General features: G+C 61.4%; 8 protein-coding genes. 6 read left to right on the top strand and 2 right to left on the bottom strand.

What is annotated here, in order from left to right; translation table 11 throughout:
• The first annotated feature begins 909 nt into the window (after nt 1–909).
• The 5 genes from LJ656_RS26680 (at nt 910) to LJ656_RS26700 (ending at nt 7,059) form a co-directional block, all read left to right on the top strand.
• Nucleotides 910–2,676: a tannase/feruloyl esterase family alpha/beta hydrolase gene (locus LJ656_RS26680; RefSeq protein WP_230512522.1), complete on the top strand. Its 1,767-nt coding sequence runs from the start codon at nt 910–912 to the stop codon at nt 2,674–2,676.
• A gap of 501 nt (nt 2,677–3,177) precedes the next feature.
• Entirely contained in the window at nt 3,178–4,536 is a 1,359-nt protein-coding gene (locus LJ656_RS26685; protein ID WP_230512523.1) for an MFS transporter, read from the top strand.
• A gap of 89 nt (nt 4,537–4,625) precedes the next feature.
• Complete coding sequence (locus LJ656_RS26690; RefSeq protein ID WP_230512524.1) at nt 4,626–5,651, top strand: amidohydrolase family protein; 1,026 nt, start codon at nt 4,626–4,628, stop codon at nt 5,649–5,651.
• Nucleotides 5,652–5,653: 2 nt separating this feature from the next.
• Complete coding sequence (gene ligK, locus LJ656_RS26695; RefSeq protein ID WP_230512525.1) at nt 5,654–6,337, top strand: 4-carboxy-4-hydroxy-2-oxoadipate aldolase/oxaloacetate decarboxylase; 684 nt, start codon at nt 5,654–5,656, stop codon at nt 6,335–6,337.
• Between the two features lie 5 nt (nt 6,338–6,342).
• The gene (locus LJ656_RS26700; protein WP_425606020.1) at nt 6,343–7,059 is read left to right on the top strand and encodes a substrate-binding domain-containing protein; all 717 of its coding nucleotides are present in this window, start codon (nt 6,343–6,345) and stop codon (nt 7,057–7,059) included.
• A 179-nt stretch (nt 7,060–7,238) separates the two neighbouring features.
• Here the strand turns inward: LJ656_RS26700 and LJ656_RS26705 are convergent, their stop codons facing one another.
• Together LJ656_RS26705 and LJ656_RS26710 are read right to left on the bottom strand one after the other, a co-directional pair.
• Nucleotides 7,239–8,264: an ATP-grasp fold amidoligase family protein gene (locus LJ656_RS26705; protein WP_230512526.1), complete on the bottom strand. Its 1,026-nt coding sequence runs from the start codon at nt 8,262–8,264 to the stop codon at nt 7,239–7,241.
• Between the two features lie 89 nt (nt 8,265–8,353).
• The gene (locus tag LJ656_RS26710; protein WP_230512527.1) at nt 8,354–9,286 is read right to left on the bottom strand and encodes a GlxA family transcriptional regulator; all 933 of its coding nucleotides are present in this window, start codon (nt 9,284–9,286) and stop codon (nt 8,354–8,356) included.
• Nucleotides 9,287–10,089: 803 nt separating this feature from the next.
• Between LJ656_RS26710 and LJ656_RS26715 the strand changes: the two genes are divergently transcribed.
• Nucleotides 10,090–12,414 (top strand): polysaccharide biosynthesis tyrosine autokinase, encoded by a 2,325-nt coding sequence (locus tag LJ656_RS26715; RefSeq protein ID WP_230512528.1) that lies wholly within the window; start codon nt 10,090–10,092, stop codon nt 12,412–12,414.
• Nucleotides 12,415–12,454: the final 40 nt, after the last annotated feature.

The following is a 12,454-nucleotide window of genomic DNA, read 5'->3' on the forward strand; positions in this document are numbered from 1 at the left end:
TTTGTATTTAGTCCTGCGAAGTGAGGCGATGTGGGATGGACACGCCGGTCGCGGGTCATGCGTAACCGTGGCCATCGCCAGGAAAAAGCCGGCCGGTTGCAGAACGGGGCTCAATATAGTCGAGCGGGATGTTCGTGAGGAAGTGGTGCGGCCCATGCGAAATAGGCAATCGCATGTGCGAACGCAGTGACGAACATGTGGGGTTTACGCGCATTAACAAATCCGGCGGCACGCCGCGAGATTGCGGAGAATGCGTTGTAATGCGTTGAAAAAACAATGTTTTATTTTTATGTCACGTTTTGATGATGTTTGTTTTTCGTAAAAGCTAAACGGCAACTCTGTAAGAATCGAAGTTCTCCAACCCGCGTCGCGATAAATAAAAGAGAGAGCCCCGTGCATCACTTCGCAATGTGATTTCGCGTGGCGTTGGGTAGACGCCACAACTTCGCGCTGTGTGTGGTCGACACGCCGATACGCTGCCGGAATGGCCGGCGCGATAAGCGCCGCGCAGTGCATTCCATTTTCTTACTTTTCATATCTAAAAAGTTTATCGCTCGCGGCGGTATGCGATTGCGCGCCGCGCCGGTACCGATTGTGGCCGCCGCGCGTAAGTCCTTGTGGGAAAGCGTGGTGCGCAGCGCCGAATGCAGTTGCGAGATGCACGCGGGCATCGCACACGGGTTTCGAGCGCGGCTCCCTGTGGTTAACCCGCGATTTCACGTCGTTCACCGAGTCAGTAACGTCGCGTCAAAACGAGAGGTGCCGTCGCGCAACAGCGAACCGCATGGCCGCCATCAAGAGATCCACGACGTTTCTCGAAGCCGAAATATCAAAGAGGAGAGGTAAATCCATGAAGGTGAAAAACAAGGCTGTTACACAGCCTGGAACAACGCACAGAGGAGATCGCGCATGAGAACCTTGATTTCCCGGAAACTGCTATCAAGCATCCGGACCCGTACAGTTTCGCTGTTGACGCTGGTGGGCGTGTGCGCGAGCGCTGCGATCGTCGCAGCATGCGGTGGTGGTGGCGGTGGCGGCACTCTTAACTATCCGACGCTGTCGGTCGTGCAACCGGTCGTCGATTGCTCGAAGCTCGCTTCGGTCGATATCACCGATATCGGCGGCGCGGGCAGCAAGATCAACTCCGCAACGGTCACCAACGCGACGATCAATGGCGCCACCGTCGCGTTCTGCACCGTGAAGGGCACGCTCGCGCCGTCGAATACGTTCGAAGTCGCGCTGCCGGTCAGCACGTGGACGCAGCGTTTCGCGGAACTCGGTTGCGGCGGCCTGTGCGGCAATCTGAGCGATCCGACCCAGCAAAGCTCGTTCAGCTTCACGTATCAATGCCCGCTGGTGCAGAAGGGCGGTTTCGTGACGGCGGCGACCGACATGGGCCACACCGGCTCCGATCAGACGTGGAGTTCGGACCCGCAGAAGCAGGCCGACTTCGCGTATCGCGGCCAGCACATCACGACGCTCACCGCGAAGAAGCTGATCAAGGCCTACTACGGACAGCAGCAGAAGTACGCGTACTTCATCGGCTGCTCGGACGGCGGTCGCGAAGCGCTGATGGCCGCGCAACGTTACCCGACCGACTACAATGGTATCGTCGCCGGCGCACCGGCCGCGCACTTCCAGATCCAGAACTCGCTGTATCACGGCTGGAGCGTGAAGTCGCAAAGCACGACCGGCACCAGCGCGGGCAATGCGATCCTGTACGCCGATAAAGCCACGCTGCTGCACAAGGCGGTCGCGGCAGCTTGCGGCGGTGGCAGCGGCGCGGCCGATGGTCTGCTCGCCGATCCGCGTACCTGCCATTTCGATCCGGCCACGATCCAGTGTGCAAACAATGCAACCGACACGAGCAGCTGTCTGACCGCCGCCGAGGTGACGACCGCGAAGGCAATTTATAGCGGCCCGACCGATGCGACGACCGGCGAGTACATGTTGGCCGGCTCGCCGCAATACGGTTCGGAAGCAAACTGGGTTGGCGTCGAAGTGCCGACGACGAACTCGACCGGCGCACCGGTGCCCGTCACGAAGCTGTTCAGCTATTCGATCGTGACCGGCGCCTACAACCTGATCTTCACCGGTTCGCCGACGATGCCGACCATCGACACCTTCGGCTATACCGACGCGAGCTTCTACCCGACGTACCTGAAGGCGAACCATCCGTTCATCGATGCGACGAGCCCTGACCTGTCCGCGTTCCAGGCGGCCGGCGGCAAGCTGATCCTGTGGCACGGCTGGGCCGACCAGCACATCTCGCCGCTGTTTACGATCCAGTACTACGAAGCAATGCAGAAGACGATGGGCAATTCGAATGTCGATCAGTTCGCGCGTCTGTATCTGGTGCCGGGCGTCGCGCATTGCGGCGGCGGCGAGGGCTTCCCGAACATCGACCTCGTGACGTCGGTCACGAACTGGGTCGAGCAGGCGAAGATACCCAATTCGGTGATGACCTATCAAACCGACGCGTCGAACAACGTGACGGCATCGCGTCCGGTCTATCCGTACCCGGCGGTCGCGAAGTACACTGGTTCGGGCGACTGGCACGACGGCGCGAATTACACGCAGGGCTCGCCGCTGTACAGCGCGGCGTCGCGCACGTGGGCCGGCTCGAGCTTCTACACGACCTACACGCCGACCAGGCGTGGCGTGGCCGCGCCGTAAGCGCTAACCGGCGGCTGAACCCGATCGAATAGCCGGCCTTCATTGGCCGGTTCTTCTCCCAGGCGGAATGACCGTTGTCCCGGTCCTTCCGCTTTTTCTATTCCCGCGTCACCCGCGCGGCTGTTCTTGCGACTTCTATGCGACTTCGTTCGCGCGTCATCAGTTTTATTTATTGAAGGGTGTGCGAACGAGTAGTCGGAATGACCGCAATCGGGCCCTTATGGATGGGCGGCCACGCCTGTCAGATGGGCATTGTCGCATTCCGGTCAGTGCGCGGGGACGCTATGCGCAATCGCAGAAATGCGGATACTCGCAACAGCCCTATGGTTAACCCGCGCTTTGGCTGACGAATCGGCAAACGTACCTTCACGCCAGTTACTTGAATAAGGCAACTAAGCGACCGTCGTCACGGCGGTTACGGAGGCGACGCAGTACGAACGTAGTGCGAAGTGATGCGCTTCGAGCGCGCGATAAGACCAGTGATGGAGGCAGGAGATTCAAATGAGTGGAACCACGAGCGGTAAAACAATTGATATCAAGGCGTTCATCGACGAACGGCCTATTTCGGCGTACCAATGGTTGCTGGTGGCGCTGTGCTTTCTGGTTGTGACCGCCGACGGGATGGATGTCGCGATCATGGGTTTCGTCGCGCCGTCGATCATTCACGACTGGGCGATTTCGCGTCCCGCGTTCGGCCTCGTGATGAGCGCGGCGCCGATCGGTCTGGTGATCGGTGCATTGACCGCGGGTCCGGCATCGGACCGCATCGGCCGCAAATGGGTGCTGATTACTTCGGTGTTTCTGTTCGGCGTGTTCACGATCGCGACCGCATTCACCCAATCGCCGCTGCAAATGGCCGTGCTGCGTCTGCTGACCGGTATCGGTCTCGGCGCCGCGATGCCGAATTCGACCACGCTGCTGTCCGAGTACGCGCCGCAGCGCAAGCGCGCATTGCTGATCACGGTGATGTTTACCGGCTTCAATCTCGGCTCGGCATTGATCGGCTTCGTGGCCGGCTGGCTGATCCCGATGCAGGGCTGGCGCTCGGTGCTGATCTTCGGCGGCGCGTTGCCGCTCGTGCTGATTCCGTTCCAGATCTGGCTGCTGCCTGAATCGGCCCGTCTGCTGGCGGTGCGGGGCGCAACTTCGCAACGCATCGGCGCGGTGCTCGGCCGCGTGTGCGGCGCGCGTTTCAACGGCGACGAAGTATTCGTATCGAACGAACCGCCGCTGCCGACCCGTAAGCCGATCGGCGTGCTGTTCTCGCACGGCTACAGCACGATGACGATCGCGCTGTGGGTCACGTATTTCATGGGTCTGCTGGTGATCTACCTGCTGACCGGCTGGCTGCCGACGCTGATGAAGGATGCGGGTCTGACGGTTACGACCGCGGCGAACGTCACCGCGATGTTCCAGATCGGCGGCACGATCGGCGCGGTGCTGGTTGGCTGGGTGATGGACAAGGCGCGTCCGGCGCCGGTAATCAGCGCCGCGTATGTCGGCGGCGCGTTATGCGTGCTCGCACTCGGCTATATCGGCGCGCTGTCGTCTTCGCTTGCGCTGCTGGTATTCGCCGCGGGCTTTTGCATGAGCGGCGCGCAGACCGGTCTCAATGCGTATGCGCCGGGCCGTTATCCGACCGTCGCGCGGGCCACTGGCGTCAGCTGGATGCTCGGCATGGGCCGCTTCGGCAGTATTTTCGGCTCGGCGATCGGCGGCGCGCTGCTCGGTCTGGGTTGGCAGTTCGGCGCGATTCTGGCGATGCTCGCGATTCCGGCCACGCTCGCCGCCATCGCGATCCTCGTGAGTCAGCGCGTGAGCAACGTGGTGTTGGCCGCACAGCCGGGCACCGCGCACTGATGCACGAGCAAAAGGAACCCGCATAGGAAACGCGGCGTGCGCGCAACCCGCGCGCGCCGTTAGAGCAAATCATTAATTGAGGAATCACGGTGATCATCGACATTCACGGCCACTACACGACCGCGCCAAAAGCGCTGGAGACGTGGCGCAACCGCCAGATCGCGGGCATCGGAAGTCCGTCGGAAATGCCGAAGGTCTCGGAGTTGCGGATCAGCGACGACGAGCTGCGCGAGTCGATCGAAAGCAACCAGCTGAAGCTGATGCGCGAACGCGGCCTCGATCTGACGATCTTCAGCCCGCGCGCGAGCTTCATGGCGCATCACATCGGCGACTTCGAAATCTCGAGCACGTGGGCGGCGATCTGCAACGAACTGTGCTATCGCGTGAAGCAGCTGTTTCCCGATCATTTCGTGCCGGCCGCGATGCTGCCGCAAAGTCCGGGTGTCGATCCGTCCACCTGCATTGCCGAACTCGTCAGATGCGTCGAGCAATACGGCAATGTCGCGATCAATCTGAATCCCGATCCGTCCGGCGGTCACTGGACCAGTCCGCCGCTGTCCGATCGCTCGTGGTACCCGATCTACGAGAAGATGGTCGAGTACGACATTCCGGCGATGATTCACGTGAGCACCAGTTGCAATGCGTGCTTCCATACCACCGGCTCGCATTATCTGAATGCCGATACGACCGCGTTCATGCAATGCCTGACCTCGGACCTGTTCCGCGATTTTCCGACGCTGCGTTTCGTCATTCCGCACGGCGGCGGCGCGGTGCCGTATCACTGGGGCCGTTTCCGCGGACTCGCGCAGGAGCTGAAAAAGCCGCTGCTGAAAGACCATCTGCTGAACAACGTGTTCTTCGATACCTGCGTCTATCATCAGCCGGGCATCGATCTGCTGACAAAGGTGATTCCAGTCGACAACATCCTGTTCGCGAGCGAAATGATCGGCGCGGTGCGCGGGATCGATCCGGAAACCGGCCACTATTTCGACGACACGAAACGCTACGTCGAAGCGGCGCACGTGGCTGCGCAAGATCGTCAGAAGATTTATGAAGGCAACGCGCGGCGCGTCTATCCGCGTCTCGATGCAATGCTCAAAGCGAAGGGGCTGTAATCATGTATGAACTCGGAGTCGTTTATCGCAACATCCAGCGCGCGGATGCCGACGTGGCCGCCAGACTCGGCGCGCTCGGTGCGGCCACCGTTCACGAAGCGATGGGACGCACCGGTCTGCTGAAGCCGTATATGAGGCCGATCTACGTCGGCGCGCGCGCGAGCGGCACCGCGGTCACCGTGCTGCTGCAGCCGGGCGACAACTGGATGCTACACGTCGCGGCCGAACAGATTCGCCCAGGCGACGTGGTCATCGCGGGCGTCACCGCGGATTGCACCGATGGCTATTTCGGCGATCTGCTTGCCACCAGTTTCAAGGCGCGCGGCGCGCACGCGCTGATCATCGACGCCGGCGTGCGCGACGTCAGCGTGCTGACCGAGATGAATTTCCCGGTGTGGAGCAAGGCAATTTCCGCGAAGGGCACGGTCAAGGCGACGCTGGGCTCGGTGAACATTCCGGTGGTGTGCGCGGGCGCGCTGGTCACGCCGGGCGACGTGGTCGTCGCGGACGACGACGGCGTGGTCGTGGTGCCGTCCGCAGCGGCGCCGGCGGTGCTCGAAAAAGCCGCTGCGCGCGAAGCCAACGAAGCGGACAAGCGCGCGAAGCTCGCGTCCGGCGTGCTCGGTCTCGACATGTACGACATGCGCGGCACGCTCGAGCAGGCCGGCCTGCGTTACAAGGACTGACGGCCGTGGTCGCGCTGACGAATGGGCAGCATGTGGCGCTGCCGATCACCGGCATTTCGTCGATGGCGACCCGCCAGGTGCTGCTAAAACTCGCCGCCGAATACGAGCGGCGCAGCGGGCGGGCAGTGGCAATCGAATCGGTCGGCGGCGTCGATGCGGCGCGCCGCGTCGAGGATGACGAAGTGTTCGACATCGTCGTGCTCGCCGCGGATGCGATCGAACGGCTGGTGGTGTCCGGCCGAGTCGAGCCGGCCAGCCGGGTCGGTGTCGCGCGTTCGGGCATCGCGGTCGCGGTGACGGCCGGCAGCGCGCGCCCGGACATCGGCAGCGAAGCGGCGCTGCGCGACGCGGTGCTCGGCGCGCGCAGCGTCGGTTATTCGACCGGGCCGAGCGGCGCGCATCTGCTGAAGCTGTTCGAGCGCTGGGGCGTGGCCGAACGGATTGCGCCGCGGCTCGTGAAGGCGCCGCCGGGTGTGCCGGTCGGTCAGCTCGTCGCGCGTGGCGAAGTTGCGTTGGGATTTCAGCAATTGAGCGAATTGATTCACGTGCCGGGTATTGCCGTACTCGGCGAATTGCCGCCCGATGTGCAAGCCACAACCGTGTTCACCGCCGCGATTTGCACGGCCGCGCGCCAGCGCGACGCCGCGCGGGCATTGCTGGACTTTCTGGTTTCGGCGCAGGCCGCCGGCGCGAAGCTGGCCAATGGGATGACGCCGGCCTGACAGCCGTCAGCGGATTGTCGCCTGGGCCGTTCCGTGGCGCGATCGCATGCCCGATTTCGAGGCGCTTGACGAACTGATCGGCAGGCGCGAACTGATGGCCGGTTCAAAGCAATACGAATGATCACGCTGCACTGCCCGCGCATGCACGCCAGTGCACACGCGCCGCAGACTGCAAACGTTCAGGCGAGCAGTTTGCCCCACTCGTAATCGATGCTGTCCGGTTTGAACGGCAGCACGCCCGCGCCGGGCGTGAAGGTCAATTCGCCGAAATAGACCTTGTCGTCCGGCGCGTACAGATCGACACGCACGTAGTCGAAGTCTTCGACCAGCCGCGCGGCCACATCCAGTATCTGCTGCAAATGCGCGGGGCGAGGCGGGGGCACCGGACTGCGCGTGTATGGGCCGATCTGGATATCGAGGCGATTCCAGTCGACGTCGAACACGTCGCCATGCGTCGCATCGCCGAAGCGATCGGAAATCACCAGCAGGTACATGATCGGCCGCTGGCCGGGACGACCGTTGAAACAATGCAACTTGAAGTCCGCAGGAATCTGGCCGCGCCGGTCGAGCAGCAACTGCTCGAAGAACAGGCGCGGCTCGATCGTCCGGTAATGGCGTTCGCGCGCGACGTAGTAGAACTCGGTGGTCAGCCACTTATCGGCCAATGCTTTCAGCTTCTCGAATGAAGTGTCCGCCTTGTTTCTGACGATTTCGACAAAAGTACTGCCATGATTGGCCTTCATCACGAAAGCTTCGGGCAACGCCTCGAACACTTCGGGCGTGAACTCTTCCGGTGCGCTAATGAGCGGTATTAAATGCTGCTCGCCGATCTTGCCGGCAATATATTCCCGAACCGCCAGCTTATCCGTCAGCGGAATGTAGCGTGGATCGGGGTGCAGATTGCGCTGGAGAATCTTTTCGTTGAAGGTGGTTGGATTCAACAGATTCGGGTAACGGCCAATGCACTTGTGATGCAACAGACTGACGAATAACGCGTCCGGCAGGAATGTCTTGGCGACTTCCTTCAGTTTTTTCGCTCGCGACGGCGGTTGAGACGCCGCTCCATGGGCATGCCCGGCTTGCGCGGGAGGCGTCTGCGCGAGAACGGCGGCACCCGCGCGGCCGTCGATTTGTCCGAAAGCATTGGGTTTCGGTCCGACTGCCGAAACCTCCTCGTCGAGCTCAGCGGATTTAAGGATTGTCATATTGTTATTTCCCTTCGGGTGGACGAGGCGATTCTCTCGCTACAAAACATTGCAACGAGTTATCGCACCCGGAAAGACAAAGATTGAGGTCAGACGGTAGCGGGGATCTGCCGCAACCTCTCGGCCGCGGCGCTCCAGCTCTGTTCCGGCTTGAGCCAGCGTTCTTCGGATTCCACATGCTGCTGCGCGCGGAATTGGGTGGGCGCCATGCCGTAGCGCTCCTTGAACAGACGGCCGAGCCGGTTGCCGTCACCCATCCCGCAGCGGCGCGCGATCTTGTCGACAGGCAGATCCGTATTCTTCAGCATCGAGCAGACGATTTCGAAACGGGTACGCAACAAATATTCGAGGGGTGTCATGCCGAATTCACACTTGAAGCGGCGCTGGAAATTGCGCTTGCTCATGGCGACCGACTCAGCCGCCTGCGCGACGGAAATCGGCTTGCTGTAGTTCTCCTTGATCCAGCGGGCCGACTCGCGAATCTTTTCGGTGGTCGTGGTGATATTCGCATCGTCGTATTCGGCGCGGCTCTTCTCCACGTAGCCCGCCTGCAGAATGCGGCCGATCTTGCGGGCGGTGTCGGTATTCATGTCGCGCTCGATCTGCGCAAGCGCGAGATCGGTTGGCGTGACGCTGCTTTGCGAGCGCGCGGCGTCGCCGCTGTCATCGAACAGAAATATCGGTACCGTCGATTGCAGCGGATCGTTGCAGATCACCGCGAGGTTCGCTCCTTGCTGCATGCCGAACGAAGCGATCGATCCCTGTAAAGAGATCCATGACAGGAAGCGATCGTTTGATTCCGCCACTTCGCTCACGTCGCGACAGGCGACGAAGAACGCATGGAAATCGGCGAGACAGTAGCGTTCGAGCCCTTGTGTCCAGATTGAAATACCGGACGAACTCGTGACGAGACCGCCGCCGTCGGACACGACGGTGAACTTGTAGGGCGGCTCTTCGCCGCCCGCCTTTTTGAATTCGTTGGCAAGGCGAAAGGCGTCGCCGATCGCTCCGGTACTTGCCATCGAGCAGTCTTGAAAGACGAATAGACCAATGTGCTTCATCACGCGAGGCTCTCCAGACGGGAAGATCTACGCTTGAGATTAGCGCATCGAAGAGTGACAGACGAGTCTGGCCGGCTCGCGGGGTGTTTTGGCGTAATCGACTGGGGCGCAGAAATTCTTACTTGCGATTTCTTTAAAATGGTTCTATTACTTAACACTGCAGGGAAGATTTTCTTTTGCCTGCTTTAGGCCGCCCAGGCCGAAAACGCTGCGAAAATCGTGCCGAATGCGCCATCTGGCAATGGATTGCGGCCGATTGAGGTGAATCGCGCGCAATTCTTCGGAACAGAAAACGGCGCTGCGGTTCTGGCGCGTTGTACGGGTTTCACCGTATAACTCTGTTACACCAATTGCACATCGCAACAACGCTTTCTGTCAACTTCTCGCGCCGTAAATTGCTCCACAAAATCGGCCAATAGCACCCGACTTTGCGCCCCCGGCGAAAGTCCGGCGCTTTCCCCACCTATGCTTCAGCGCAACATCCAAAGAAAAAGTGCCTCTCGCGAATGGGGCTATGGACCTGTGTGTCTACGAGTTCGCGAGGAGCGCGTTCGGCCGCGCCGTGGTGGATAGCCATAGGCGCGCTGCCTGCCGGCGTTCGAGAGGTCCCGAACCCGGTTCCCCGACCTAACCCGACCCAGCACGTCGCTTCGCCGTGCTACCCGCCGATTCAGCTCGTTTCTGGGGCGGCGGTGCTCATGACGTTGTGGCGACGTAAAGCGATCGTCGATTGCTTTGCCTATTAACCTGCAAGGATCAGACCGGTGGATTACTACCCGCAAAATTCGCTCTATCCCGCTGTCGACAGCGAGCGCAGGCAACTCACAGCCAGTGGGATGCTCACATTGATGCGCGACCACGTGTGGGAGATCGTCGTAACGACGGTCGTCGTGCTCACGCTGGCCGTCGCCTATCTGTTGATCGCTACGCCGATCTATTCCAGTGACGTGGTCGTGCGCGTCGATCCGCCCGAACCCAATGCGCTTGGACTTGCGTTGCAAACCCAGGAAGCGCTGCCGCCACCGGCGCCGTCACCGGTCACGGAAGCCGCGGTGATGCAAAGTCGCGCGGTGCTGCAGCCGGTCATCGATCAATTCCGTTTCGACGTGTCGGTGAAGCCGCATCAGGTTCCGGTGCTGGGACCGATCGCCGAAAAATTCTCGACGCCGGGTCATCCGTCGGCGCCGTGGCTGGGACTGAAATCCTATGCGTGGGGCGGCGAGCGCGTACAGATCGGCTCGTTGGACGTGCCGCGCGAACTCGAAGAAGAGAAGCTCACGCTGGTGGCCGGCGAGCACGGTGCTTTCGAATTGCTCAATCCGTCCGGCGAATTGCTGGTGAGCGGCACGGTGGGCACGCCCGTCAAACAGAATGGCGTGTCGATGCTGGTGAAAGAGCTCGCAGCGCGTCCCGGTACCAAGTTTGAAGTGATTCGCTGGAATGAACTGGACGCGGTGAAAAATTTTCAGAACTCCGTGAAAGTCGGCGACAAGGTCAAGGACTCGGGACTGCTGCAAATCCAGTACCGCGACAAGGACCCGGATAAGGCCGCGGCCGTCGCCAATGCATTGGGCCAGCAATACCTGAATTCAGCGATTGCCAGCCGCCAGTTGAACGATACCCAGACTCTCGAGTTCATCAACGGCGAATTGCCGCGACTGCTCGGCGATCTGCGCAAGTCGGAAGAGGCGCTGAAGAACTACCGCGCGAATGCCCAATCGATGCAGCCTACCAACGAAGCGCAAGCGTATCTGCAAGGCGGCCTCGATCTCGACAAGCAGATCGCGAGTCTGCAATTGCAGCGCACGCAAATGCTCGAACGCTATACCGAGCAAAGCCGCTGGGTGCAGAACATCGACCAGCAGCTGTCGCAACTGAAGGCCGCGAAAGCGAAGTTCGACACGCATTTCAACGGCATGCCCGCATCCGAGCGCGCGAGCGTCGACCTGCTGCGCGCGCAGAAGGTCGCCGAAACGGTTTATCTCGGCATGGTGCAGAAGGCTCAGCAATTGCAGGTGCGGCGCGCGAGCACGACCGGCGGCGCGCATATTCTAGATCAGGCGCTGACCCCGCATCGTCCGGTGATGCCGCAGCCGATGCTGGTGCTGGGCGGCGGGCTGATCCTCGGTCTGGTGTCCGGTGTCGTAATGGTGTTCATGCGTCGCCACGTGTTGGTCGGCGTGACGGATCCGCGTTTTATCGAGCGTCAGATGAGCGTGCCGGTGTTCGGCGAAATCCTGTTCAGCCAGCAGCAGTCGCTGCTCGATCGCAACACGGCGAGTACCCTGCGCAAATCGCTTCCGGCGGCGGCCGCGCATGGCGGGCCGCTGATGCAGAAGGGCGCGCACGACATCCAGTTCAATGCCGGCGAGAACAACCGGATTCTGGCCGCGCGTTTCCCGCACGACAGTTCGGTGGAAGCGCTGCGCAGCGTGCGTACCGCGATGACGCGCGATCTCGCACGGGCGCGCAACAACATCATGATGATCATCGGGCCGACGCCTTCGGCCGGCAAAAGCTTCGTCGCCGCGAATCTGGCGATCCTGCATGCGGAAGTCGGCTCGCGTGTCGTACTGATCGATGCCGATATGCGGCGCGGTCATCTGGCGTCGCTATTCAATGAAGCCAATCGCGGCGGTCTGTCGGAAGTGCTGTCCGAGCGGATGCCGCTGCGCAGCGCGCTGCGCGCAACCGGTATTGACGGTTTGACGTTCCTGTCGTGCGGCGTGCGCCCGGAGAACCCGGCGGCACTCTTGATGAAGCCGCGCTTCAAGGAAGTGCTGGAGCGGCTGTCGACCCAGTTCGATCTGGTGATCATCGACACGCCGCCGTTCCTCGCGGTCACCGATGCGTCGATCATCGCGAGCGATGCGGGCTCGTCGCTGCTGGTGCTGCGCTCGGGTATGCAGAGCGAAGAGGAAATCGCCGACACGGTCAAGAAGGTCGATCGTGCGGAAGGCCGGATCGCGGGCGCGGTGTTCAACGGCATTCCGTTGCGCCGGAGCACCAAAAACTACGACTACGAAACCAATTACGCCAGCGATTACGGCGAGGACGACGCCACGCGCCAGGCGCCGCACGGCGCGTGAGCGGTTCGGAATTGAACACAACAAACAGGAAGGAAAGGGC

The organism is Paraburkholderia sejongensis (assembly GCF_020880815.1).
GTDB classification, from domain to species: domain Bacteria; phylum Pseudomonadota; class Gammaproteobacteria; order Burkholderiales; family Burkholderiaceae; genus Paraburkholderia; species Paraburkholderia sejongensis.

Excerpts from the sequence above, each read along its gene's own strand:
- LJ656_RS26685 (WP_230512523.1), top strand. The coding sequence starts at position 3,178 with ATGAGTGGAACCACGAGCGGTAAAACAATTGATATCAAGGCGTTCATC.
- ligK (WP_230512525.1), top strand. The coding sequence starts at position 5,654 with ATGTATGAACTCGGAGTCGTTTATCGCAACATCCAGCGCGCGGATGCC.
- LJ656_RS26710 (WP_230512527.1), bottom strand. The coding sequence starts at position 9,286 with ATGGCAAGTACCGGAGCGATCGGCGACGCCTTTCGCCTTGCCAACGAA.
- LJ656_RS26705 (WP_230512526.1), bottom strand. The coding sequence starts at position 8,264 with ATGACAATCCTTAAATCCGCTGAGCTCGACGAGGAGGTTTCGGCAGTC.
- LJ656_RS26680 (WP_230512522.1), top strand. The coding sequence starts at position 910 with ATGAGAACCTTGATTTCCCGGAAACTGCTATCAAGCATCCGGACCCGT.